The 23801-nt window shown below is 49.3% G+C and carries 26 protein-coding genes and 1 pseudogene; 4 read left to right on the top strand and 23 right to left on the bottom strand.

Translation table 11 applies throughout. The annotated features are described in order from the left end of the window. Entirely contained in the window at nucleotides 1–591 is a 591-nt protein-coding gene (gene pth / locus VSQ62_RS10185; protein ID WP_334634741.1) for an aminoacyl-tRNA hydrolase, read from the bottom strand. Between the two features lie 131 nt (nucleotides 592–722). On the opposite strand from pth, the gene VSQ62_RS10180 reads away from it, so the two are divergent. Continuing rightward, nucleotides 723–1157 (top strand): FMN-binding protein, encoded by a 435-nt coding sequence (locus VSQ62_RS10180; RefSeq protein ID WP_334634740.1) that lies wholly within the window; start codon nucleotides 723–725, stop codon nucleotides 1155–1157. A 20-nt stretch (nucleotides 1158–1177) separates the two neighbouring features. Here VSQ62_RS10180 and VSQ62_RS10175 read toward each other — a convergent pair whose 3' ends face one another. The 19 genes from VSQ62_RS10175 to VSQ62_RS10085 all read right to left on the bottom strand — a co-directional run bounded on the left by VSQ62_RS10175 (nucleotide 1178) and on the right by VSQ62_RS10085 (nucleotide 21221). Beyond that, on the bottom strand, nucleotides 1178–1441 hold the full coding sequence (locus VSQ62_RS10175) for a glyoxalase (RefSeq protein WP_334634730.1): 264 nt from the start codon (nucleotides 1439–1441) through the stop codon (nucleotides 1178–1180). A gap of 66 nt (nucleotides 1442–1507) precedes the next feature. Then, entirely contained in the window at nucleotides 1508–2155 is a 648-nt protein-coding gene (locus tag VSQ62_RS10170; RefSeq protein WP_334634729.1) for an HAD family hydrolase, read from the bottom strand. Nucleotides 2156–2287: 132 nt separating this feature from the next. Continuing rightward, nucleotides 2288–3064, bottom strand: a complete 777-nt coding sequence (gene sigG / locus VSQ62_RS10165) for an RNA polymerase sporulation sigma factor SigG (protein ID WP_334634727.1) — start codon at nucleotides 3062–3064, stop codon at nucleotides 2288–2290. A gap of 127 nt (nucleotides 3065–3191) precedes the next feature. Further along, nucleotides 3192–4799: an MBL fold metallo-hydrolase RNA specificity domain-containing protein gene (locus VSQ62_RS10160; protein WP_334634725.1), complete on the bottom strand. Its 1608-nt coding sequence runs from the start codon at nucleotides 4797–4799 to the stop codon at nucleotides 3192–3194. A gap of 89 nt (nucleotides 4800–4888) precedes the next feature. Beyond that, nucleotides 4889–5629 carry an RNA polymerase sporulation sigma factor SigE gene (gene sigE / locus VSQ62_RS10155; protein WP_334634724.1) on the bottom strand — a complete coding sequence of 247 codons (741 nt, stop codon included), beginning with the start codon at nucleotides 5627–5629 and terminating at the stop codon, nucleotides 4889–4891. Between the two features lie 65 nt (nucleotides 5630–5694). Continuing rightward, nucleotides 5695–6486, bottom strand: coding sequence for a sigma-E processing peptidase SpoIIGA (locus VSQ62_RS10150; protein WP_334634722.1), 792 nt, complete (start codon nucleotides 6484–6486; stop codon nucleotides 5695–5697). A gap of 448 nt (nucleotides 6487–6934) precedes the next feature. Further along, nucleotides 6935–8173 carry a cell division protein FtsZ gene (gene ftsZ, locus VSQ62_RS10145; protein ID WP_334634721.1) on the bottom strand — a complete coding sequence of 413 codons (1239 nt, stop codon included), beginning with the start codon at nucleotides 8171–8173 and terminating at the stop codon, nucleotides 6935–6937. Nucleotides 8174–8328: 155 nt separating this feature from the next. Continuing rightward, the gene (locus VSQ62_RS10140; RefSeq protein WP_334634719.1) at nucleotides 8329–9147 is read right to left on the bottom strand and encodes a cell division protein FtsQ/DivIB; all 819 of its coding nucleotides are present in this window, start codon (nucleotides 9145–9147) and stop codon (nucleotides 8329–8331) included. Between the two features lie 29 nt (nucleotides 9148–9176). Continuing rightward, nucleotides 9177–10262, bottom strand: coding sequence for an FtsW/RodA/SpoVE family cell cycle protein (locus tag VSQ62_RS10135; protein WP_502957815.1), 1086 nt, complete (start codon nucleotides 10260–10262; stop codon nucleotides 9177–9179). A gap of 10 nt (nucleotides 10263–10272) precedes the next feature. Next, the gene (gene murD / locus VSQ62_RS10130) at nucleotides 10273–11625 is read right to left on the bottom strand and encodes a UDP-N-acetylmuramoyl-L-alanine--D-glutamate ligase (RefSeq protein WP_334634715.1); all 1353 of its coding nucleotides are present in this window, start codon (nucleotides 11623–11625) and stop codon (nucleotides 10273–10275) included. 30 nt (nucleotides 11626–11655) lie between these two features. Beyond that, the gene (gene mraY / locus VSQ62_RS10125; RefSeq protein ID WP_334634712.1) at nucleotides 11656–12612 is read right to left on the bottom strand and encodes a phospho-N-acetylmuramoyl-pentapeptide-transferase; all 957 of its coding nucleotides are present in this window, start codon (nucleotides 12610–12612) and stop codon (nucleotides 11656–11658) included. Nucleotides 12613–12678: 66 nt separating this feature from the next. Then, a complete protein-coding gene (locus VSQ62_RS10120) occupies nucleotides 12679–14403 on the bottom strand; it encodes a peptidoglycan D,D-transpeptidase FtsI family protein (protein WP_334634711.1) in 1725 nt (574 codons plus the stop codon). An 87-nt stretch (nucleotides 14404–14490) separates the two neighbouring features. Further along, complete coding sequence (locus VSQ62_RS10115) at nucleotides 14491–16329, bottom strand: peptidoglycan D,D-transpeptidase FtsI family protein (RefSeq protein ID WP_334634709.1); 1839 nt, start codon at nucleotides 16327–16329, stop codon at nucleotides 14491–14493. A gap of 7 nt (nucleotides 16330–16336) precedes the next feature. Continuing rightward, nucleotides 16337–16876 carry a hypothetical protein gene (locus VSQ62_RS10110; protein WP_334634706.1) on the bottom strand — a complete coding sequence of 180 codons (540 nt, stop codon included), beginning with the start codon at nucleotides 16874–16876 and terminating at the stop codon, nucleotides 16337–16339. 38 nt (nucleotides 16877–16914) lie between these two features. After that, on the bottom strand, nucleotides 16915–17850 hold the full coding sequence (rsmH, locus tag VSQ62_RS10105) for a 16S rRNA (cytosine(1402)-N(4))-methyltransferase RsmH (protein ID WP_334637625.1): 936 nt from the start codon (nucleotides 17848–17850) through the stop codon (nucleotides 16915–16917). 106 nt (nucleotides 17851–17956) lie between these two features. Beyond that, entirely contained in the window at nucleotides 17957–18397 is a 441-nt protein-coding gene (mraZ, locus tag VSQ62_RS10100; RefSeq protein WP_334634705.1) for a division/cell wall cluster transcriptional repressor MraZ, read from the bottom strand. A gap of 208 nt (nucleotides 18398–18605) precedes the next feature. Next, nucleotides 18606–18851, bottom strand: a complete 246-nt coding sequence (locus tag VSQ62_RS10095) for a hypothetical protein (RefSeq protein ID WP_334634703.1) — start codon at nucleotides 18849–18851, stop codon at nucleotides 18606–18608. A gap of 316 nt (nucleotides 18852–19167) precedes the next feature. Then, complete coding sequence (locus tag VSQ62_RS10090; protein WP_334634702.1) at nucleotides 19168–20007, bottom strand: DegV family protein; 840 nt, start codon at nucleotides 20005–20007, stop codon at nucleotides 19168–19170. Between the two features lie 104 nt (nucleotides 20008–20111). Beyond that, nucleotides 20112–21221 carry an FtsW/RodA/SpoVE family cell cycle protein gene (locus VSQ62_RS10085; RefSeq protein ID WP_334637623.1) on the bottom strand — a complete coding sequence of 370 codons (1110 nt, stop codon included), beginning with the start codon at nucleotides 21219–21221 and terminating at the stop codon, nucleotides 20112–20114. 233 nt (nucleotides 21222–21454) lie between these two features. Here VSQ62_RS10085 and VSQ62_RS10080 point away from each other — a divergent pair, with 233 nt between their 5' ends. The 3 genes and pseudogenes from VSQ62_RS10080 to VSQ62_RS10070 all read left to right on the top strand — a co-directional run. Beyond that, nucleotides 21455–21739: a spore coat associated protein CotJA gene (locus VSQ62_RS10080; RefSeq protein WP_334634701.1), complete on the top strand. Its 285-nt coding sequence runs from the start codon at nucleotides 21455–21457 to the stop codon at nucleotides 21737–21739. Next, nucleotides 21736–22005: a spore coat protein CotJB gene (locus VSQ62_RS10075; RefSeq protein WP_334634699.1), complete on the top strand. Its 270-nt coding sequence runs from the start codon at nucleotides 21736–21738 to the stop codon at nucleotides 22003–22005. Before VSQ62_RS10080 ends, VSQ62_RS10075 begins: the two co-directional genes overlap by 4 nt. Before the next feature lie 3 nt (nucleotides 22006–22008). Then, nucleotides 22009–22104, top strand: a pseudogene (locus tag VSQ62_RS10070) (manganese catalase family protein); the annotation flags it as partial. A gap of 192 nt (nucleotides 22105–22296) precedes the next feature. On the opposite strand, the gene VSQ62_RS10065 reads toward VSQ62_RS10070, so the two are convergent. The 3 genes from VSQ62_RS10065 to VSQ62_RS10055 form a co-directional block, all read right to left on the bottom strand. After that, nucleotides 22297–23094 (bottom strand): peptidoglycan recognition protein family protein, encoded by a 798-nt coding sequence (locus VSQ62_RS10065; protein ID WP_334634697.1) that lies wholly within the window; start codon nucleotides 23092–23094, stop codon nucleotides 22297–22299. A gap of 66 nt (nucleotides 23095–23160) precedes the next feature. Beyond that, nucleotides 23161–23445 carry a phage holin family protein gene (locus VSQ62_RS10060; protein ID WP_334634695.1) on the bottom strand — a complete coding sequence of 95 codons (285 nt, stop codon included), beginning with the start codon at nucleotides 23443–23445 and terminating at the stop codon, nucleotides 23161–23163. Nucleotides 23446–23466: 21 nt separating this feature from the next. Then, nucleotides 23467–23760, bottom strand: coding sequence for a hypothetical protein (locus VSQ62_RS10055; RefSeq protein WP_334634693.1), 294 nt, complete (start codon nucleotides 23758–23760; stop codon nucleotides 23467–23469). Nucleotides 23761–23801: the final 41 nt, after the last annotated feature.

Raw genomic sequence — 23801 nt, 5'->3', positions numbered from 1 at the left:
TTATGCCTCCTTAGGCTTAGGCTTCGCTTTTCTGTTATACATATTCATAGCCGCCACTATTCCGTCATCAAGGATCAGCTCAATGGCGCTGACTGCTTTCTCATATCCTTCCGCCATAACCTTCCTCTCGGCCTTGGAGAAATGTCCAAGCACATAATCTGCCAGATCATACCCTTTGGGTTTCTCTCCCACACCTACCTTGATCCTTGGAAATACCTCAGTCCCAAGATTTGCTATAATATTCTTGATACCGTTGTGGCCGCCCGCGCTTCCCTTCTTACGGATACGGAGCTGTCCCATATCCAGGCTCACATCATCATAGACCACCAGAAGCTCGTCTTCTTTCATGACCTTATAATACTCCACAAACCCTCTCACACTCTCTCCGCTCAAATTCATATATGTCTGAGGCTTTGCCAGTATCACCTTCTGGCCCTTAATCATTCCCATTCCGGCAAACGCACGGTTCTTTCTGCTGTCTACAGCAATATTATATTTGTCCGCAAGGACATCTATGACATCAAATCCTGCATTATGCCTGGTACCTGCATACTGCAGCGTTGGATTCCCAAGTCCTACAATTATAAACATCCTATTCACCTCGGATTCCTATTATACAAGAACAGAACGGATTTGTCACGTAAAAGAAACGAATAATTTCGATTCTTTTCTCATACATTATAAAAAAGAACATATCATACTCAATACAGGGGGGGTCTTTTATGAGTTCCAAAACAAAAATAGTTGTGTTGCATATGAAGGAAATCATCTACACAGCAGTCTTCGCCACGCTGGCCGTCATACTGATCGTACTGCTTCTGTTCATGTTCCTTCCCAAGAATAGAGGAACCAGCATCCATGAAGAAAAATACATGCCGGGAGTCTATACTTCTACCGTCACGCTGAACAACACCGCACTGGAAGTGGAAGTGACCGTGGATGAATCCCACATCAATTCCATCCGGTTCTCCAACCTGGATGAGACCGTGGCGACCATGTTCCCTCTGATCCAACCGGCGATCGAAGATATCGCAGAACAGGTGTACGACAATCAATCCCTGGAGAATATCCAGTATTCCGAGAGCAACCCATACACATCCCAGGTCATCATCAACGCCATCGAAGAAGCACTGAAAAAAGCCGAAACTACCAAGTAGTTACGGCTTTTAATATGCTGTTATCCTTCCACGATCAGATATCTTCCTCCGGGGATCGCGAATACTTCCGATGCTTCCTCAAGCTCTTCCGCAGACATTCCCTCGACATCTACTCCCTCTTCTTCAAGGAAATCTCTCACTTCATCGATACTGTCGACCACCACTGCCATACAATCCTCAAGAAATGCTTCCGCTTCCTCCAGAGTCTCCGCTACCGGTTCGTCAAACAGTCTTCTCTGGTTCCTTATAAAGGCCTTCAAACAATCTTCATCATACTCATACATCTTATTTAACCTCCCTTAGCCATTCGTGTACTCTCAAAAACAGGACCCACAAATCCCGAGAGTCTCTTACACCAACCGCAGCAGCTCTTCCGGTCTGTCTATGATCGTCCCGGCTCCCGCAGCCACCAGTACCTCTCTGGTTCTAAACCCCCATGTCACGCTAATGGTCCTTACCCCGGCATTCCTTCCTGTCTGGATATCTACTTCTGAATCTCCCACATACAGGCATTCATCCCTGGTCACCAGCATCTCCTCAAGAAGACGGAGTACGCCCGCCGGATCCGGCTTCCTTGGAACCTGCTCCTGCTGCCCCTGCGCGAAGTCAAATACATTTTCTCCAAATATCTCCCTGACTACCTTCACAGTCTGCCGGTGCGGCTTATTAGACAGAACTCCAAGCCGGATTCCCTTCTCCTTCAGACCTCTTAACATCTCTTCCACGCCTTCATAGGGTGTTACATGATATGTACAGTTGGCGTCAAATATGCGTCCATATCTCTCCATCGCTTCTTCAAGTCTGTCCTTATTCTCTTCGCCCGCCGCACGAAGCGAACACTCCATCAGAACCCTGGCACCGTTACCCACGAAACTCTCGCACTCATCCGCCGTGATCGGAGGCAGATCCATCTCCCCAAGCGTCTTGTTCACAGAATAAGTCAAAGATTCCAGCGTGTCAGTCAGCGTACCATCCAGATCAAATATACATGCTTTCATAAAATAAATATCCTCCATGCACTAATCATAGTATAGACATAGAAAAAATGCAATAGGGGAGAGGGACTTTTTCATATATGTTAATATAGCAAATCCCCTGCAGCAGGCTGCAAGGGATGACGTTTTCCTAATTTAAGACAGATATTGGCGCATGATGCGGAGGGCATTCTTCTCCAGGCGGCTGACCTGAGCCTGGGAGATGCGGATCTCTTCGGCTACCTCCATCTGAGTCTTGCCTTCGAAGAATCGAAGCTTGATAATGTAGCGTTCCCGCTCTCCAAGGTGCTCCATGGCTGCTTCTAAGGAGAGGTCTTCTACCCATTTTTCTTCTTTATTCTTAGTGTCGCTGATCTGGTCCATCACATAGAGGGCGTCTCCGCCGTCATTATAGACAGGCTCCTGCAGGCTCATAGGCACCTGGATCGCATCCAGCGCAAATACGATATCCTCCTTTGAAATCCCGATCTCCTCCGCGATCTCCTGGACTGTGGGTTCCTTTAGGTTGCGCTTCACATAATTTTCTTTGGCATAGATCGCTTTATACGCGGTATCACGCAGCGAACGGCTGACCCGGATCGAATTGTTGTCTCGCATATAACGCCTGATTTCACCGATGATCATCGGCACGGCATAAGTGGAGAACTTCACATCCAGTTCTGTGTTAAAGTTATTGATCGCCTTTATAAGCCCGATACAGCCGATCTGGAACAGATCGTCCGGATTCTCGTTACTTGCGCCGAAACGCTTGATCACGCTTAACACAAGCCTGAGATTCCCCTTGATGTACTCTTCCTTCGCCTTAGCGTCGCCCGCCTTGATGCGCGCAATCAACGCCTCCTTCTCTTCTTCTTTCAAGACCGGAAGCTTCGCCGTATTCACTCCGCATATCTCTACTTTTCCCTGTGCCATAATCGAAAATCCTCCTACCAAATGAATAAATATGAATCTTTGTATAGTAAAATGATTCTCATTTGGCAGGAGTCATATTCGCTTATTCAAAAAATAAAAAAAGTTTTAGTCCTTGACAAGCGAAACATCATCGATCCCACTTATCCGCTAGATTCTGGATCTGCGTCTCGAACTTTGCAAGCTCCTTGTTCGCCAGTCCTTCGTTCTTATATACCACCTCAAGCAGCCTCTTTGCCGCCGCAACCACGCGCTGGAATGCATGAACCGCACGTGTGACAGCCGGCTTCTGCACCGCTTTCTTCGGAACCTTCATGCCTTCGGTCAGGATCTCGCCTGTCATCAGATCGATCGTCCCGCCCGAATACGGCGCAAACGCCGGATAGCCGAACTTCTCCTCCACCAACTGCGCGAAATGATCTGTAACCGTATCCTCGCCGTGTACGACGATGACCCGTTCCGGCCGCCTCTCAAATCCTCCAAGCCAGTCCAGCAGTCCGTTCATATCCGCATGTCCGCTGATGCCTCTAAGCACCTCGATCTTCGCGTTCACCGTGATATTCTCACCGAACAGCTTCACACTCTCGGCGCCCTCGATCAGCGCGCGCCCCAGCGTCCCAAATGCCTGATAGCCCACGAAACAGATGGTACACTCCGGACGCCACAGATTATGCTTCAGATGATGCCGGATTCGTCCTGCCTCACACATACCCGATGCCGACAGGATTACCTTGGGCTTCTCGTCGAAATTGATCATCCTCGATTCATCGCTTGTGATCGTCGTCTTGAGTCCCTTGAACAGCAGCGGATTGATCCCCCGCTCTACCAGCGCCAGCGCCTCCTCGTCAAAGCAGGACTTTACATTCTTGTTAAATACATTCGTCGCCCCTATGGCAAGCGGACTGTCCACATATACCTCGAATCCCGCAAACTCCGGCAAGAGATCCCTCTCCTTGATCTCCCGGATGAAATACAGAAGCTCCTGTGTACGCCCAACCGCGAAAGACGGGATGACGACGTTGCCGCCCCTTGAGAATGTCTCCCTCAAGATCCTCGTGAACTCTCCGATATAATCCGGTACCACATCGCCGTGTGTTCTGTCACCGTATGTAGATTCGATCACGATATAATCCGCATCCTTGACCATCTGCGGTTCCTTGATAATCGGCTGATTCGCATTCCCCACATCTCCGGAGAAGACCACCTTCTTCGTGACCCCGTCCTCCGTAATCCATACCTCGATGCTGGCAGAGCCAAGCAGATGTCCCATATCATGGAACTGTACATCGATCCCTTCACACAGTGTGATCCGCTGCTCATAATCACATGGGGCAAGCAGCTTGATCGCCGCGTCCGCATCCTCCATCGTATACAGCGGTTCAAAAGCTTCTTCCCCGCTTCTTCTGCCCTTACGGTTCCGCCATTCCGCCTCAAACTCCTGAATGTGGGCGCTGTCACGGAGCATGATATTACACAGATCCGACGTAGCAAATGTTGTGACGATCTCTCCTTTGAATCCCTGCCGGCACAAGAGCGGGATCTTTCCGGAGTGATCGATGTGCGCGTGTGTCAGCAGAACAAAATCAATCTCTCCTGCGGGAACAGGAAGCTCCTGGTTCTCATACAGATCAGGTCCCTGCTCCATACCGCAGTCAATCAGGATGTTCTTCCCGCACGCATTCAAATAGTGACAGCTTCCTGTTACTTCATGGGCCGCTCCAATAAAGCTAAGTCTCATACGTTCAACCCCTTTTTCTTTTTATTATAGCATCTTCTTGGAGCATTTTGCACTATTTTTCTGAAAATATCGACATTTCTATCTGTTTTCTACGAATATTTCACCATTTCCCTCTTTAATCTCTGCATAATCTTCTTTTCCAGACGCGATATGTAGGACTGGGAGATCCCCAGAAGGTCCGCAACCTCCTTCTGAGTCCGCTCCTCCCCGTCGGGCATTCCCAGGCCAAAGCGCATCTTTATGATGGTCCGCTCTCTCCCGGACAAACGGTTGATCGCCTTGATCAGAAGCTTCCGTTCCGCCTCATTTTCCAGATCCTTATAGATCGTATCCTCCTCCGTTCCCAGAATGTCCGACAACAGCAGTTCATTGCCGTCCCAGTCCACGTTCAGCGGCTCGTCGATGGATACCTCCATCTTCGTCTTATTATTTCTCCGAAGATACATCAGGATCTCATTTTCTATACAGCGCGAAGCATAGGTAGCAAGCTTGATATTCTTATCCGGATTGAATGTATTGATCGCCTTGATCAGCCCGATCGTCCCAATAGAGATCAGATCCTCCACTCCGACCCCGGTGTTATCGAATTTCTTCGCGATATATACCACCAGCCTTAAGTTGTGCTCTATCAGAAGCTTCCTCGCCGTCTCGTCATCCTCGGATCCCAGCTCATTGATCGCCTCTGTCTCTTCCCTTGTATCAAGCGGCGCCGGCAGGATATCCGAACCGCCGATATAGTGTATGTCTCTCTTATCCGGAAAAAACAAAGTCCGAAAGTCCGGTACTACCTTTAATTTAAAATGATGCGGTACTGCAACTCTTATTACCATAATCTACTCCTCCTGTTGTAACCGGCCCGCATCGCAGGCCGATCGTCATATCTTTCATTCCACAGTTAATCAGCGCTCCCGAAAATATCGGGATTCAAAATCATCTCATAACGGTCAGCCGTCATATCCTCCTCACAGATGGCCGCAAGCGGCTTCTCAATCCATTCCTTTTCTTTTCTGCATACATACATCCCATCCAGCGTGATCAATGGCATTACACCTTCCGCTTTTCCGATAGAGTGATATGGAATATACCGTATTCCTGTTAAGTCATTTCCTTCATAGAGTTCCTCTGCAACTTTTTTATCAATAATACTGACCGGTTTCCCTGTAATATCATCCTTCAGACAGTTGCCTGTATCGATCAGCGCCTGCACCCGCCGGCTCCTTGGTCCCTTGCGAAGGACCACCTGACACCTGTAATGGCTCTGTCTCGCCAGATATACAAGCAGACTCCAGATCCCTGATACCGCCAAGAAGCTTAAGCCTGCCAGTATTATGAAAAAGCTCCCTATCCGTACGTACTGCCCCAGGAACTGGAATACGCCGCCTGTCAGGAAGCCGCAGATATACAGCAGCACCCACGCTCTCGCGAACTCCCCCACGCCCCGTATCCCAAGCCCGATTCCTATCATTGCGACGCCGGGCAGGCCATGGAACAATATGAATTTTACCGGCGCATACGGAATCGGAATACATATGATCAGACAAGTCAGAAACGCTCCCGCCGCCGCTCCCAGGACGATACACCCAAAGGAGGCGGAGTATTTCAGCATCCTGCCGGTAACCCCCAGAAGGATGACATCCATCATAAAATTCTCCAGGAAAAATACGTCTATGTATAATTCATAATACACGTTCCACCTTCTTCCTTCCTTTAACGATCAGTGACACAAAATCGATTGGTACTTAAGCAAGATTAATTATACGAGCTGATGCGAAAAGATTTTGTCATATGGTGGGGTGAATCACAATTATCGTTCGACAGTCCAAAAGAACCACAAGATATAGATATTTAGAAAATGGATTTGTGGGAATTACTTCGATCAGACACACAAGACTTGGTATCCTTTTTTGGCATAAAAGAAAGAATTATAAGAGAATAAACTGGAAATTTCTGACACAATTTGTCAAATCCACTCGAATCACAGAATTTAAGCTCACATTCTCCCGAAATATTCGACATACCGGCGTTCACAGAATGAAAAACCATGCGATACCGAACGCCGGTGTAAGTCTAACTACAAAAAGACCCGGACACTGAAAACATGCCCGAATCTTCTGTATTAACATGATACCGCAATATTATTTCTTAAAGAAATCAGGTATTTTAATGGACTGTTCCTTCACCTTGCTGGTCGGAGTCCTTGGCGTATCCAGAGAAGGAGACGTACCGCCTACCGGACGCCTTGGCATCGCGGTTGCGCCGCCCGCCTTAGGCGCGCCCATCCCGTAGTCCAGTCTGGCACCGCCCTGTCCGCCCGGCTGCAGCGGTCTCTCGTATACAGGAGAACGCATCTCCACTCCGCCGTGGGCGATCGTTGAATTCCTCGGCGTCTCAAGCCTTGACTTGAGCTTGGAGGCGCTTCCGCCTACGTTGTGAAGACCGGTTGCGATCACTGTGATCGTAGCTTCGTCTGTCCTGGAATCATCATACATCGCGCCAAAGATGATATTCGCATCCTCTCCCGCAAGATCCTGTACGTACTCGGCCGCATCTGAGGCATCCATCAGAGTGATATCACCTGATACATTGATGATAACATGGGATGCTCCGGCAATCGTCGTCTCAAGCAACGGACTGGAAACCGCCTGCTTCACGGCCTCAAGAGCCTTGTCGTCACCGCGGCCCTGTCCGATACCGATATGTGCAATACCCTTGTCCGTCATAACAGTCTGGACATCGGCAAAATCAAGGTTGATCAGCGCAGGTACATTGATCAGGTCGGTAATACCCTGGATACCCTGCTGCAATACCTCGTCCGCCTTCTTAAGCGCCTCCGGCATCGTGGTACGCCTGTCCACCACCTCAAGCAGCTTATCATTGGGAATCACAATCAGTGTATCTACACTCTCCTTAAGCTTCTCTATCCCTGAGAGGGCATTATTCATACGTGTCTTCGATTCGAAACGGAACGGCTTCGTAACAACACCGACTGTCAGCGCTCCTAATTCCTTCGCTATCCTGGCAACGACCGGCGTCGCTCCCGTACCGGTGCCGCCTCCCATACCGCAGGTAACAAACACCATGTCCGCTCCCTTAAGCGCTGAAGATACTTCTTCTGCACTCTCTTCTGCCGCCTTCTCTCCGATCTCCGGTCTTGCTCCCGCTCCAAGCCCCTTGGTGATCTTCTCTCCGATCTGCATCAGCGTCGGCGCCTTGCACAACTGAAGCGCCTGCTTGTCTGTATTAATCGCAATAAATTCAACACCGGCAATCTGCTCATCGATCATACGGTTCACGGCATTATTGCCGCCTCCTCCGACTCCAACAACAATAATTTTTGCCGCCGCTTCTGATTCGTTCGTTTTAATTTCTAGCAAGGGTTTCTCCTCCTTTGTTATCCTTATTATATATCATACATCCCACACATAAAGCAAATGAAATGTGTTCTTTGCCATATATACTTATATAATATAGACTTTTGTGTAAAATATCAATAGAATTCCGCCATTTTTCTTAATTTTCTTCTAACCGCCTACTCTGTACCCGCCTCCTGGGTATCTGCCGGCGGCTCCTGCATGACAGGGCCCGCCTCAAATGTAATCGTCTGATTCATCTCAGAATAATGCTCTAAGTGCAGCGTCCCTTCCTGATTCCCCAGTTTCTCAAGGATCGGTTCGATCTGCGCGATCTGCGCAGAAGATACGCTCTCTCCCAGACAGATCCTGACATTGCCTACATACAGACAGATATTATCCTCTTCACACACGATCCTGTCAGTAACCAGCTCGTACTTGGTCACTTCCCTGGAAGTCTCAAGGATCTGTTCGAAGATCCTTGTGTCACCGCTCTTTAGCCGGTGGTACAGCCTGATCTCTCCCACCTCTATCCCCTCTATATATGGAAGTCCTTCCTTCAGCGCGGAAGACTCGAAGACCACAAGACCTTCCTTGTCAAAATACTCATACTTCTCACCGTTCTGTATGTAACCGACGATCGGCTTCTCCCTCACCTCAACCTTCAGGACCCAGGGGCTCTTCATACGGACCTTCATCTGATCCAGACACGGAAGCACCGTCCCCCTGCCCACGGCGTATTTCCCCAGAATATACAGAGAATTCTTAGACAGGCGGTCATCCTGGACCGCATCTATGATCTCCCCTTCTGTCAGATAATCATTCCCGCTCACTTCTATCTTCTGCACATGGAAGAGAAGCAGGAAAGCCAGCACAATGATCGCGAATCCAAACAACAGCACGGCAAATGCATAGAGCCTGTGCGATCTCTTCTTCCTTCTCTTCTTCCTTGGTCCTTCTCCCGGACGCTCCCTTGCCGGGCTCTCTCTATCTCTCATATATCCCTTCCCCTGTTCTGTCAATTGCCTTATTTTACCAGAGATGACACGCTTAATACAAGCCCCATTTCCGCAAGAAGAAATACAACCGACGTACCGCCGTAGCTGATAAAGGGCAGCGTAATCCCTGTATTGGGGATCGTATTGGTGACCACCGCTATATTCAAAATTACCTGGATCATCATATGTCCCATAGCCCCTGTAGCAATCAACGCCCCGAACAGATCTCCCGCATGAGTCGCGATCACGAAGAACCGCCAGATCAATATCAGGAATAGTATCAGGATAAACCCGGCTCCAAACAGCCCCAGCTCTTCACAAATAATAGAGAATATCATATCGTTCTGCGCCTCCGGAACGAATCCCAACTTCTGGATACTCTCTCCAAGTCCCCGTCCGAACAGCCCTCCGGAACCGATGGCATACAACCCCTGCAATGTCTGATATCCCTTCTCATAGGCTTCCGGATTCCGCCAGATCGCAAGCCGCTCCAGGCGGTAGCTCTCAAGCGCCAGGAAGATTGCCATGAAGCCGATCCCCAGGAGCCCCATGAACACAAACTGTCCGTATTTGGGACTTGCCACGAAGATCAGTATGACACCGATCCCTAGGATAATGATCGCCGTACTTAAGTTACTCGCCCCTACTAAACCTACAATGGGCAGGATCGACACCATGATCTTGATCATGGTCCGCATCTTTCCGATATCCTTCGCATTCTTCGTCACCATATGGGAAAGGAACAGAATGACGGCCACCTTGGCGAATTCCGACGGCTGAAAAGAAAAAGGCCCCAAAGACAGCCATCTTTTGGACCCATTGATCTCGTCACCGATAAACAAGACCGCCACTGACAATAGAATCGCCGTCAGGTATCCCAGTACCGCCACATGCCTCCACACATGGTAATCCATATTAGCTGCCACATACATCCCGGCAATCCCAAGCAGCGTCGCAAACACCTGCTTCTTCAGATAATAAAACGAATCATGGAACTTCACCTCACCGTTATACGCGCTCGTACTGTAGAGGATCACAAGCCCCGTGACCACGAGCATGAATAACGCGGTAAGAAGTGTATAATCAAGCCTTCTGCTGTTAGACTGTGTCAATATCTGCCACTCCTTATAAGGAATTTACAATCTCTTTGAACTTCTCTCCGCGTACTTCATAGCTTGAAAACATATCCCAGCTTGCACATGCCGGCGACAGAAGCACCGCTTCCCCTGGTTTCGCCGTCCTGGCTGCCTCAAGCACCGCCTCCTCGAATGTCTCTGCAAACACATAGTCTGCGAAACCGCATTCTCTCGCGTCTCTTGCGATCTTCTCTTTCGTCTCTCCAAGAAGGATCAGCTTCCTGACCTTGCCGTCAAAGCTTCGGATCCACTCAGTATAGACAGAATCCTTGTCATACCCGCCGCCGATCAGCACTGTCGGCCGGTTCATGGCCTGAATCCCCTTGATCGCCGCATCCGGATTCGTCCCTTTGGAGTCATTATAATAAGCAACGCCATCCTTCTCCGCCACATATTCGATCCGGTGCTCCACACCCTTAAACGACTTCACACATGCTCTTACGATATCGGCCGGCACACCGTACACCAGCGCCATGGCTGATGCCGCCATAACATTCTCATAATTATGGGTTCCCAGAAGACTAAGCTCATCTACACGGCAGATTGGTATCCTCCCGCCGTTCTGGTAGATGATCTCGCCGTTCTCAAGATAAATCCCCTGTTCTAGTTTACGCCGGCTGCTGAAATATAGAACCTGCGCCTCTATATTTTCACCAAATTCCCGCGTCAGCTTATCTTCATAGTTCAGGATACAATAGTCCTCCCCGGTCTGGTTCTTCGCAATATTCTTCTTCGCGTTCACGTATGCTTCCATCGTATGATGCCGGTTCAGATGATCCGGCGTAAAATTCAGGATCGCGCTGACCTTCGGCCTGAAGTCAATGATCGTCTCTAGCTGGAAGCTGCTCATCTCCGCTACCGTGACCGCATCCTCCGTCATCTCCCCGACCGCCGCCGTATAAGGATTGCCGATATTGCCTACCACGAATACATGCTCCCGATATCCCTCCATGATCTCTCCCAACAGAGCCGTCGTCGTCGTCTTCCCGTTGGTTCCGGTGATCGCAAGCACATCTCCCTGCCCTGCCTCATAGGCAAGCTCCACCTCTCCAGTGATCAGGATCCCGTGCCCGCGCATCTGCTCCACCATCGGAAGATCTGTCGGAACCCCCGGACTTAATACGGCGATATCAAGCGTATGAAGCAGTTCCTCCGGAAGCGTACCGATCACGATCCTCACACGGCTGTCCCCCGATAGCTTCTCTCGGACCTCTGCTTCTGTAAGCTTCTCATTCCCGTCATAGAGTACGACCTCGGCCCCCTGTTTGACCAGAAGAGCTGCCGCACCGATTCCGCTGATCCCTGAACCAAATACCAGGACCTTCTTCCCTGCTACTTCCATATCCATGTCTCCTCCTGTTCGTAACCATTCCTACATAGCCATCAGCGCGACCAGGCACAGGATTGCCGTTATGATGGCAAATACCGCTACAACCCTCGTCTCTGACCATCCGCATAATTCAAAATGATGATGTATCGGCGCCATCTTAAAGATACGCTTGCCGCCCGTCTTCTTAAAATATGTCACCTGGATCATAACCGACAGAACCTCCACCAGATAGATCATTCCCACGATAATGATGAATATCGGCATCTGCAGCATGTAAGCCGTAGACGCCACAAAACCTCCCAGGGCAAGGGAACCAGTATCCCCCATAAACACACTGGCCGGATAGACATTAAAGAGCAGAAATCCCATCAGCGCCCCTACCACTGCACAGGTGATAGGCTCGATACCGCTCCTGGTCCCGATCGCAACCACGGTAAAAAACGTGGCAACCAGTACGGTCACACTGGAGGCAAGGCCGTCAAGACCGTCGGTAAAATTCACTCCGTTCACGGTTCCGATCACGGCGATAAACATGACCGGGATCGCAAGCCATCCGATATTCCAGTACATTCCTCCCGTAAATGGAATCAGCATGGCAAGGGATACATCGGTAAACCTGATCATGTAGAATGCGAACACGGCCGTCACTACGATCTGCAGCGCCATCTTCTGCTTCGGGAACAGCCCGTCAGAACGCTTCATGACCACCTTCAGATAATCATCCAGAAATCCGATCAGCCCAAACCCGAGCGTTACAAACAGGATTGGGATGATCTTAGGATAATCCTTAATATAGATCACAGATGTGACTACTACGCTCAGAAGGATGATCACACCTCCCATCGTAGGCGTACCCGCCTTCTTCAAATGCGACTTAACGCCGTCCTCTCTCTCCGTCTGCCCCATCTTAAGCCTTCGAAGCACCGGGATGATCAATGGGCCCATGACCACACTGAGCACAAATGCGATCAAAACCGGGATAAATATCTTATAATCCATAATCCACCTCTTCGTTTCTTTCGTTAATCATTCTTTTCTCACTGATATTTTAGTATACTTCATTTCCTACTCTTTTTCAATGCCAAGATAAGGTAATACGCTCTCAAATATGTTTCGCACCACCGGAGCAGCGATCGTCCCTCCATAATAGACTCCCTGAGGGTTATAGATCACACACATTCCTAAGATCTGAGGGTCGTCTGCCGGAGCAAACCCGATAAAGGAGGAAATATATTTGTTCGCACTCCTTGGAAGCGTCTGGGAGGTAGCCGTCTTCCCGCCGATCGCATAACCTTCTATGTATGCATTCTTCCCGGATCCTTCTGATACCACGCTCTCAAGCAGCATCCGCATGGTGGCAGAAGTCTCTTCCGATACGATACCGGCTTTCTCGTCATAATGAAACCGCTCCACCTCTTTGCCGTCGGCATCTAACACCCTCACTCCGAAATGGGGCGTCACCCGTCTGCCGCCGTTGACCAGAGAACTTACAGTTGTCGCCATCTGCATGGGTGTCACCTGAAAAGACTGACCAAAGCTCATAGTCGCAAGTTCCACAAGCCCCACATTCTCCTTCTTGTGCATGATCGTCCCTGCCTCTCCCGGCAGATCAACTCCCGTCATATCCATCAGCCCGAACTGCTTAAAATATTTGTAGAAATCATCCGTGCCCAGCCTGAGTCCAATGTCGATAAACACCGGATTGCAGGAATTCTGGATTCCCTTCACAAATGTTTCCGCACCGTGTCCGCCCACCTTATGGCACCGGATCTTCCGGTCCTCCACCACCCGGTACCCCGGGCAGCTAAAATTATCCTCAAGCTTCACGACACCCTCTTCCAGACAGGCCGATGCCGTGATGATCTTGAATGTAGAGCCTGGTTCATAGGTATCATTGATACACCCGTTCCTCCACATCTGGTTCAATGCGTCCTGACGCTTCTCATCTGACAGGGCCGCCCCGTCCTCCCCCGTGTTCAGAGTAAACGGATCGTTCAGATCGAATTCCGGAACATTTACCATGGCAAGGATCTCCCCATTCTGAGGATTCATCAGCAGAATCCCTACTTTATCCGCCTGTTTCTCCTCCATCACCTTCTCTGCCATCTGCTGCGCATACATCTGTATGTTATAATCCAGGCTGATCTGAAGTGTATTGCCCGCCACCGGCTCCTTCCGGTCCTCCGCGACGCCGTCAAGCTCTACCCCGCGGGCGTCCGTCGTCGTCAGTATGGTGCCGTTCAAGCCTTTCAGATGTTCCTCATACTTTACCTCCAGGCCGATGATTCCCTGGTTGTCTCCGCCGGTGAAGCCAAGCACCTTAGAAGCCAGCTCATTGTGCGGATAATAACGTTTGAAATCCTCGTCGACCTTCACTCCGTCAAGTTCCATGTTACGGATCGTATCTCCCGTCTCCTTATCCACATTCGTCTTGATCCGCTCCATAGAAGACACTTTCTCCACTCTCTTGCGCACCGTCTCCTCGTCCATATCAAGCGCTTCGGCAAGTGTCTTTATCACTTTTTCCGGTTCCCTGATCTGGCTGTGGATCACCGATATGGTACAGACCGTCTTATTGGTCGCCAGCACCTCTCCTTTCGCATCCAGGATCTCCCCTCTTGCCGCCTTGATCTCCCTCTCCCTCTCGTGAAGCTCCTCCGCCTTCTTCTGATAATATTGTGCGTCAAATACCATCAGATATACAAGCCTGCCCACAAGAGCCAGGATGATCACCGTCGCACACAGGAAAACCACCAGGATCTTCTTCTTATTATATGTCTTATTCTTCATAATATAAAAACCTCGCAAAAGCTTTTTGTATAATTTATTATAGCTTTTGCAAGGTTATGAATCGGAATTGGGTCAAGTTATCTTTTTCTACTCCTGCGGCGCGGCTGCCTTCTGAACACCAAGGTAAGGGAAGATCTCCGCCATGATGTCGGATGCGATCTGCATAGCGTAGGAGCTTGAGGCCTGTTCTGCCACGTTAGGCTCATCCACGACTACATATACGACTACCTGCGGGTTCTCCTGGGGCGCGTATCCGATGAAAGACACCAGATACTTGCCGTTGCCGCGGGGCTGCTTCTCCGCCGTACCTGTCTTGCCGCCGATATCATATCCCGGAACTCCCGCCTTGGCGCCGGTACCTTCCTGCACGACTCCAAGCATATAATCCTTGATAATATCACTGGTCTCCTTAGAAATGGTCTTCTTAAGCAACACCGGGTTCTTGTTCTCGATCAGGTTCCCATTCTTGTCCCAGATCTGCCTTACCACATGGGGCTTATAATAATCTCCGCCATTGATCAGGGAGCAGAACGATGCGCATAACTGTGTCATCGTCACATTGAAATTCTGGCCAAAAGCGTTCGTTGCAAGACTTGCCGCATCCATACTCTCGGCGTCATACAAAAGTCCCTGCGCTTCGCCCGGAAGATCGATACCTGTATACTCGCCAAAGCCGAATAATTTCTGATAACGGCTGAACTCCTCCTTGCCAAGAGCCTGTCCGATAGACATCAGCGCAACGTTGCAGGAATTCTCAAGGGATCTCTTCAACGACTGCGGTCCGTGCCCTTCACGGTTGCTGCAGTGGATATCATGATCCCCTATATGCAGCATCCCTCCGCAGGTATAGCCTTCCCCTCCTGTCAGGGTTCCCGTCTCAAACCCCGCCGAGATGGTAAACGGCTTGAATGTAGAACCAGGTTCATAGGCTTCGCTGACACAGAAGTTATTCCACAACTGGTTCAGCCTCTCGATCTTCTCATCATCCGACATAGCCGCAAGCGTTTCCTCCGAATAATACTTCGACAGGTCTCTCGGCTGGTTCAGATCATAGTTCGGATAGGACGCCTCCGCCAGGATCTCCCCGTTCTGGGGATTCATCACCATCACCGCCGTGGTCTTGCTGCCCTCTCCCGGCGTCACCCCGTTCTTGTGGGCTTCGTTGAACGCCAAGATATGCTTCTCCACGATACTCTGTACCTGCAGGTCTATGGTGGACACTACTGTATTGCCATTTTCCGGCTCCTTCACCGTCCTGGCAAATGTAGAATCCTCGTCCAAATACCCGTATTCCTTGCCGTCCGTGCCGTTGAGGATCGAATTATAAGCCGCCTCGATGCCATTACTTCCAAGATTGCCGTTCACTGTGAATCCGATCACATCACTGGCCAGGGTATTATATGGATATCTCCGGATATAGTCGTCCTCAAGCCAGATACCATTAACATCGGGATAATTCTCATCATCATGATCGATCGCCTCAAATCTCTGCGCCGTCTCATAGTCGATCCCTTTCAGAAGAACGCTGTATCTGCTTGTCGGGCTCTCCTCCATAACCCCCCGGACCTTCTCTTCCTCGATTCCGAAACATTCCTTCAATACCCGGATTGTAGGTTCGATGTAGTCCTTCTTGCTGCACATAACCTTGACGTCTAAGATCACATTGTAAACCCTCTCGCTGGTCGCAATCTTGGTCCCGTTGCGGTCCACGATATCCCCCCGCTTGAAAGGAATCGCCCGGCTGTCATACTGCTGCTGGTCCAATACCAGCTTCGTATAGCTGGAACCGCTGGACGCATTGATATATGTGATCCTGCCTATCAATACAGTAAAAGCTAGTATAATCGCCACAAACAACAATACTAGCTTCTTCTGCATGAATTTAGAAAATTTCTTCTTATATACATTCTTTGTATGTTTTGCCATAATACACCTATCTGTCATTTTCACCGGACCGGGCAAGCACTCCGTCCTCCGGAATGTCCTCATACTTCTTCACATAATCCGTAGCCGGGCTCTCGTAACCGATGATCCTCTCCGGCGAAGCATAGACCATTCCCAGTTCATTCTGTGCGCGGTCCCTGATCTCATCTAGATTCACAGAATCCATCACTGCATTGTACCTGGTGTTATTCTCCTCGCGAAGCCTTGCCAGTTCTTCCTGCATGGCAGTAATGTTCTTTGAACGGCTTGTGATCCGTGACTGCAGTTCTATATAATTGACACATACTACCAACGCCATCACTGCCGCCACTGCAAGAAATATTACATATGCAGAGTTCATGCGAAGGGCAAGCTTACGGTTCTTGCGCACCTGCCTGCTCGCCTTCCTGTGTCTTACGGGCGACCCCTCATGACGGCGCGGCTCCTCCGCCGGTTTCGTCACAACGTTACCCTGTACATACATCTGCGAGGCTGCATCTCCTCTTCTGTACTGTTGTCTGTAATCCGGTCGGTTCTGTCTTGCTGCCATATATGTCACCCCTTTCTTCCTGCTCCCGTCCTGTCAGTTCAGCTGCGCTCGAAGATACGAAGCTTCGCGCTCTTGGAGCGGCTGTTTGTCTCGATCTCTCCGTCACTTGGCAAGATCGGTTTTCTAGTAATAATACTCCCCTTTGATATCTTCCCGCATACACATACAGGAAAATCTGCCGGACAGGTGCAAGGGTTCTCATTCTTCTTAAATGCACTCTTAACAATCCTGTCCTCCAGTGAATGGAATGTGATAATACACAACCTTCCCCTTGGATTCAGCAGATCGATCATCATATCCAATGAATCTCTTAAGACCTCCAATTCCCGGTTCAGCTCAATCCTGATCGCCTGAAATGTCCTCTTGGCCGGATGCCCGGACTTCTTCTGGTACTTCATCGGAATGGCTGCTCTGATGATCTCTGCCAACTGCCCTGTCGTCTCGATGGAGCCTTTCCCGCGTGCACTTACGATATGCCTGGCGATATTCTTCGCAAACTTATCCTCCCCGTAATCCCTGATCACACGGTAAAGTTCCATCTCGCCGTAGTCATTGACAATATCTCTGGCCGTCATCTTCTGACGCGTATCCATACGCATGTCCAAAGATGCATCCTCCCGATAGGAGAACCCCCGCTCTGCCGTATCCAACTGATAAGACGACACGCCCAGATCCAGAACGATCCCATCTACCTTGTCAATCCCAAGGCCTTGAAGCTGCGACTTCATATCACAATAGTTGCTTCTGACTATCGTGACCTTCTCCCCGAAGTCTTTCAGTCGGATGCCCGCCGCCTCAATGGCCGCCGCATCCTGGTCTATTCCTATAATACTCCCCTGTGTTCCCAGACGCCTGCAGATCTCAAGACTGTGCCCGCCGCCGCCGAGTGTACCATCAACGTAGACACCGTCAGGTTTCACCTTCAATCCGTCAACCGTCTCTTTCAGTAATACTGATCTGTGTTCGAATTCCATATCCGCTCCCTTTCGCATACTGTCCTCTGTGCTGACCGCATGATATCCGACCGGCACAACAGCCTACCCACAAAGCCTTCAGACAAATGATATCATATACTATTGGTCAGATACTAAATCCGCTTGCTTCCATATCAGATGCAATATCTTCAATGTTCATTTCCACTTCAGCATTCTTCTCATCCCATCTCGCCTTGTCCCAGATCTCGGCACGCTTCCCCATACCGATGAATACGACCTCCTTGTCCAGATGTGCGAATTCTCTGAGGACGGAAGGGATCAGAGTTCTTCCTTGCTTGTCAAGATCGCCGTCTGTCGCACTCCCCTGAAAAAAATATGCAAGGGCGCGGGCTTTCTTGTCCGTAGTAGTTGGCAGGGCGTTCAGTTTCTCTTCGAAGATGTTCCACTCGTTCTCCGGGTATACATAGAGGCAATTCTCCATCCCTTTGGTTATGACGAAATTCTCCCCTAGATCGTCACGAAACTTGGCCGGAATGATCAATCTACCCTTCGCATCAATATTATGACTATACTCCCCTTTCAACATTCAGAACTCACCTTCTCCCAAGCAGCTCCACTTTATTACCACTTCGTTCCACTTTTCACCACTTTCTACCACTTGAATTCATTGTAAACTACTTTTTTGACTATTTCAACCCCTTTTTCACTTTTTGGTATTTTGCACAAAAAAAGAAGCAGAACTCATTCTGCTTCTAATCGTCAATCAATTCAGCTTAATATAACCATCTGTCACACTATTCGGCCACCTCGGCAAGCTCTGTCTTCAGGTTCGTCAATGCGGAGTAATCCACGTGCGCTTCCTGGTTCGACCTGCTCTCCTCAAATCTGCCATACGCAGAATATCCGATCCATCCGATCAGCAAAACTCCCACAAGGCATACCACCCCCTTATGCATGGCATTGCGCATCTTCTCTTTGCGCACATTCTCCTTACGGTTCGCCTTCTCCTTCTTATATCTGTCAACCTTCTCCTGACTCATAGCTTCTGACTCCTTCTTACTATATAAATAAATAGCAGAATGACAGCCATAATATCTGTCATCCTTCTGCAATTCCTGACATAGGAGATATTCTATCACAAATCCAGGAATTATACAACAAGTTTATCCCAAATCCGACGAAAAAGGAACATAACATGTAACAGTTCAGACAGGTCTGCGCATTCACTGCGCTGACCGTACCACAGCGTAGAGCCTGAGAGCATCCGGCCATCGCGAAGCGATTTTTAATGGCCGGATGCCTGTAACAGTAAAGGTATCTGAACTGTTACCATAACATAAGATGATCTCCTGCCGGCTACACCACAACAATCACACCGCCGTCTGCCGCATACATACTGCTGATTCCCGCCGTATCAAGGATCACCACATCTCTGAAATCCGCCTTATGCACCAGCATCTCCTTCACATACTCTGCCCTCTCCCGGCAGTTGCAGTGCGAAATCGCCAGTATCTTCTTCTTCGACTCCTTAAGATCCTTCATGATCTCATCCACCATCTTAGCCAGAGCCTTCTTCATGCCCCGCGCCTGTCCAAGCTGGAGGATCGTGCCGACCGGCGTCGCACCCATGACCGGCTTGATATTGAGCGCGGTCGCTACTACCGCCTTCACTCCGGTAAGCCGTCCGTTCTTCCTCAATGTATCCAGTGTCTCCAACACGAAATACGTGTGCTGTTCCCCGATATATGCCTCTACCGTCTCCACCACCTGCGCGAATTCCATCCCCTGTTCCTCGCATTCCACGATCTTCATAGCGATCAGCGTCTCCCCGATCGACGCAGAACGAGAATTGAACACATAGATATCCTTCTCGCCGTACTCTTCATGATAAAGGTTCTTCCCAAGGATCGCACTGTTGTAAGACCCGCTCAGCTCCGCAGACAGTGTGACCGCATACACATGCTCCGCCTCGCACCGGTAACCTTCCATATAATGCTCCGGAGACGGGCAGGAAGACTTCGGGGAATCCGGAGACTCCGCCACCAGCCTTAGAAATTCTGCCTGGTCAAAAGTCTCGTCATCAATAATATGATGTCCATGAACATCAATCTCCAGAGATGCCGTCTCAAAGCGCCCTGACGCTTTCATCTCTTCTGTTAATTCGCCGCAGCTATCCACGATAATCTTATAACTCATACCCATCCTCCCGGTATATATATTGTGTTCTTCATTTCCACACTATGTAGTTTTAAATACTACATAGATTATCATACCATATTTAAATTGGAAAGAAAAGTATTTTATTTGATTTTTCCAGACACTCCAAGGGCGATCCCCATCTCTGCCATGATAAACACACTGGCGGTTCCTCCGTAACTGATAAACGGCAGCGTAATTCCCGTGGTGGGGATCAGATTGATCACAACGGCAACATTCAGCACGACCTGGAGGGCCATGTGGGCAAATATCCCTGTCACGATCAGCGAACCATACATATCCGGCGCATTCTGCGCAATGAACATCAACCGGTATAACAGCATACCGAACAAAACCAGCACGATAATCGCGCCAAAAACTCCCAATTCCTCACATACTATAGAAAGGATCATATCGTTCTGCACTTCGGGAATGATCATCTTCTGCGCGCTGTTCCCCAGACCCTTGCCAAAGAATCCTCCGGACCCCACCGCATACAATCCTTGAAGCACCTGAAAGCCTCCCTCCGCTGTATGCTCTTCCGGGTTCAGCCACACAAGAATCCTCCGCAGACGGAAATTACTGCTTGTCTTAAGCGTCATGCTCATGACCTTCACCGCCGCCAGAAGAAGAACCGCCCCTGCCCCCACAAGCGCCACAAAGGGCTTCGTCTTTGGATGGACTACGAATATCATAATACAGGTGATCCCCATGACAATCACGGCCGTGCTTAAGTTCTCTGTGAGAACCAGCACGCATCCCGCCGAGACGCCGCCCCACGCAAGGATCTGCCGGATTCCCTTAAAGCTCTTGATGTCCTTGCCCAGGTTGCAGATCAGGACCGGAATAAACAGGATGATCGCGATCTTGGCAATCTCTGCCGGCTGAAGCTGTTGGTCAAAGGGCAGCCTGATCCATCTCCTGGCTCCATTGACCTCCTTGCCCAGCGGCGTCTTCACGAGCGCCATCGCAAATATGGACAGAAAATAGATCTGCCTGGCCCACCTGATATAGATATGATAGTCAATCTTCGCGATCACATACATACCGACAAATCCAACGGCATAAAAGAACAACTGACGCTTAAAATAATGCATACTGTCACCATGCCGGAGCAGCGCCCCGTATGCACTGCTGCTGTACAGCATCACCAGTCCGAAACAGATCAGCGATATCAGTATCGTGAGCAGATTGTAATCAAAGAAACGGACCATGCGTTTCTTCCTTAATGATGCTTCCGGGCTCGTATCTTTTGTTCTGCCTGGTTTTACTTTTGGTCTTACTCTTGTTGCTTCCTGACTCTTCTCCATTATATTTACACTCCAATCGTATCTATTATACTCAGATATCGCTTCAAAAACAACCTTCAATGCATGTAAAATGCGCACCTTTTTCTTAATTTCCCATACACTGTTATTGCAAACGTTCTATGGAAGGAGCATCACACATGCCGAATTATCGTTATAATACGTCAGATTGTACGCGGCGCAGCGGCTGCAGCCGGCCATCTCCAATGCCACAGCCTCCCCAAAGCTGCCGCCCCTCCTCAGCGTGCTGCGAGGACAGAGCTGAGTACGATGAATTAAATGGTATGCCTATCGCTATGGCCTATGTACCATGGCAGGAGTGGCAGAACATCTACGAAGCAGAAAAAGGATTTCATCAGGGAACCATTTTCGAAGAATTGAATAAACCGTTCAACGGGATCGGGATCGGAGGTTGCTGCAGATGACAGAAAACAAACCTAACCGCCGTGAATTATTGGAATGGATCAACGTAGTCAGCTTCGCGGTAGATGATGTGAAGTTATTCTTAGATACGCATCCCTGTAATTCCGACGCCCTGGAATATTTTGAAGAATTCAAGAAGCAGCGGGTCCAGGCCCTAAGAGAGTACGCCAAATTCTACGGCCCTCTTACGCTTGATACCGCCCACACCCCGGCAGACTACTGGTGCTGGATCAACGAGCCATGGCCATGGCAGGAAGGAGGATGCTAGTATATGTGGAATTATGAGAAACGACTGCAGCACCCCGTGAGAATCACCCAGACGAATCCGAAGATCGCCCAGGTGATCATTACACAGTTCGGCGGACCGTATTACATAAACATATCATAAATTTATACCGATATAATTCCGACTTTACAAGAATTGCTGTATAATGTCAAAATTTGATGTTTGATATTCTTGGCAAGCCCACACCTTACTTTTTATAATAACACGTGGGGCCAAAACAGAAAAACGGTCGTTATACTTGTCCAGGGAAGTATAACGACCACCTTTTCTAAATTATGACAAACCAAGCAGCTTACTCCACGTCTTCGGACCAACAATACCATCCTGAACAAGCCCCTTTGCCTTCTGGAACGCCATAACAGCCGCCTTGGTCTTAACACCGAAGTCTCCATCAATATTCCCGCAATCAAAACCAAGAGAATTCAATTTGCGCTGCAGCCATCTGGTGATATTTCCAGAAGCACCCTTTTTAATCATCGGGCATCCCGCCAATGTGACTGGCCCTGCAATATTATCGACCTTCTGTGCACTAAATCCCTGGCGATTGCATTCTGCCTGCAGCTCTGCAACGGATCCCGGCGCCTGGACTGGTACTTTATCACTGACCGCTGTCGCATGTATTACGCCGTTCGCCTTAGCACCGGCTATCTCATCAAATGGGAAGAAACTGCCGGGACAGGTGGTCGGCGTGACGTCCTTGTGTTTCTTTACGGTCGATATGCCGTACTTAGCTTTCAGATGTGCGACCAGTTCCTTTCCTGCTTTCTTCTGGGCATCCGGCATCGTCCGCTCCACATCATAATCACCCTCAAAACAGATCCCTATAGAATCCGCATTCCCGCCGGACGCATGTGCGCCGACAGTGTTATCCGGCCGGCCTTCCCAGATCGTACCGTCCTTTGTGATGTAATAGTGGTATCCGATACCGGCCCAACCATTATTTAAATGGCATGCATGACATTGATATACACTGAATTTCTCCGCATCCGCATGATGCAGGACAATACATCTGGTACTCTTCCTTACTGATAACGAATTTCTAAATTGTAAACTTGGTTTCTGAATGTTCATATTCTACTCCTTCCTGCCGGATCTTGCGCCGGCGCAAAAAGAGGACGCCGTTACACGTCCTCAACATCATTTCTTTCCCGGTAAACTCCCATCCTTATCCAACAGATTCCGCAGCATCTCATACAATCCCGTACTGGCCAGACCAGAGATCATACCGCCAAGTACGACCATTGCATTGATCCCGGTCTCCAAATTGATCAGAACATTGACAATGAATCCCATCGTTAACGCCGCCAATGGAATATACTTATTCGGGAACCAGACAAACGCCGTCTTAAGGGCGTAGCCTACGCACAGGCAGATTCCCAAGGTCAACAGGTTCACATATTCAAATAAGTATGTAAGATCCATCTTATTCTACCTTCCTCTCTTCTACTTTCTAATCTCCAGCTCCAACACTTCCTTATACATCTCCGTCACCATACCGTTCCCGCCCAGATCATGATACGCTTCATACATTTCAATGAAATTCTCCAAGGCATATGACGGGATATGCCCTTCCTTCATATAACGGTCATGATACTCAATCAACTGTACCCGCAACAGAAGCATGGTCCCTTTGCCATTCGCATCTCGATCCTTCTTCTGCCGCTTCAGCAGCCATACGATATATCCCAGCAAAATCGGCAATGCAATCGTATACGTCTGCATCAAAAACTGCCCCATTACAATCACTCTCCTTAATTCTCAACGCAAAAATAAGACCG

Source organism: Sporofaciens sp. JLR.KK001 (assembly GCF_036941055.1).
Taxonomy (GTDB): Bacteria; Bacillota; Clostridia; order Lachnospirales; family Lachnospiraceae; genus Sporofaciens.
This window is presented reverse-complemented; position numbering and strand designations above follow the sequence as displayed.

Bases quoted from the DNA above. Each gene is read 5' to 3' on its own strand.
- pth (WP_334634741.1), bottom strand. From the start codon at position 591: ATGTTTATAATTGTAGGACTTGGGAATCCAACGCTGCAGTATGCAGGT.
- VSQ62_RS10180 (WP_334634740.1), top strand. From the start codon at position 723: ATGAGTTCCAAAACAAAAATAGTTGTGTTGCATATGAAGGAAATCATC.
- VSQ62_RS10175 (WP_334634730.1), bottom strand. From the start codon at position 1,441: ATGTATGAGTATGATGAAGATTGTTTGAAGGCCTTTATAAGGAACCAG.
- VSQ62_RS10170 (WP_334634729.1), bottom strand. From the start codon at position 2,155: ATGAAAGCATGTATATTTGATCTGGATGGTACGCTGACTGACACGCTG.
- sigG (WP_334634727.1), bottom strand. From the start codon at position 3,064: ATGGCACAGGGAAAAGTAGAGATATGCGGAGTGAATACGGCGAAGCTT.
- VSQ62_RS10160 (WP_334634725.1), bottom strand. From the start codon at position 4,799: ATGAGACTTAGCTTTATTGGAGCGGCCCATGAAGTAACAGGAAGCTGT.
- sigE (WP_334634724.1), bottom strand. From the start codon at position 5,629: ATGGTAATAAGAGTTGCAGTACCGCATCATTTTAAATTAAAGGTAGTA.
- VSQ62_RS10140 (WP_334634719.1), bottom strand. From the start codon at position 9,147: ATGAGAGATAGAGAGAGCCCGGCAAGGGAGCGTCCGGGAGAAGGACCA.
- murD (WP_334634715.1), bottom strand. From the start codon at position 11,625: ATGGAAGTAGCAGGGAAGAAGGTCCTGGTATTTGGTTCAGGGATCAGC.
- mraY (WP_334634712.1), bottom strand. From the start codon at position 12,612: ATGGATTATAAGATATTTATCCCGGTTTTGATCGCATTTGTGCTCAGT.
- VSQ62_RS10120 (WP_334634711.1), bottom strand. From the start codon at position 14,403: ATGAAGAATAAGACATATAATAAGAAGAAGATCCTGGTGGTTTTCCTG.
- VSQ62_RS10115 (WP_334634709.1), bottom strand. From the start codon at position 16,329: ATGGCAAAACATACAAAGAATGTATATAAGAAGAAATTTTCTAAATTC.
- VSQ62_RS10110 (WP_334634706.1), bottom strand. From the start codon at position 16,876: ATGGCAGCAAGACAGAACCGACCGGATTACAGACAACAGTACAGAAGA.
- rsmH (WP_334637625.1), bottom strand. From the start codon at position 17,850: ATGGAATTCGAACACAGATCAGTATTACTGAAAGAGACGGTTGACGGA.
- mraZ (WP_334634705.1), bottom strand. From the start codon at position 18,397: ATGTTGAAAGGGGAGTATAGTCATAATATTGATGCGAAGGGTAGATTG.
- VSQ62_RS10095 (WP_334634703.1), bottom strand. From the start codon at position 18,851: ATGAGTCAGGAGAAGGTTGACAGATATAAGAAGGAGAAGGCGAACCGT.
- VSQ62_RS10090 (WP_334634702.1), bottom strand. From the start codon at position 20,007: ATGAGTTATAAGATTATCGTGGATAGCTGCGGCGAATTAACAGAAGAG.
- VSQ62_RS10085 (WP_334637623.1), bottom strand. From the start codon at position 21,221: ATGGTCCGTTTCTTTGATTACAATCTGCTCACGATACTGATATCGCTG.
- VSQ62_RS10080 (WP_334634701.1), top strand. From the start codon at position 21,455: ATGCCGAATTATCGTTATAATACGTCAGATTGTACGCGGCGCAGCGGC.
- VSQ62_RS10075 (WP_334634699.1), top strand. From the start codon at position 21,736: ATGACAGAAAACAAACCTAACCGCCGTGAATTATTGGAATGGATCAAC.
- VSQ62_RS10065 (WP_334634697.1), bottom strand. From the start codon at position 23,094: ATGAACATTCAGAAACCAAGTTTACAATTTAGAAATTCGTTATCAGTA.
- VSQ62_RS10060 (WP_334634695.1), bottom strand. From the start codon at position 23,445: ATGGATCTTACATACTTATTTGAATATGTGAACCTGTTGACCTTGGGA.
- VSQ62_RS10055 (WP_334634693.1), bottom strand. From the start codon at position 23,760: ATGGGGCAGTTTTTGATGCAGACGTATACGATTGCATTGCCGATTTTG.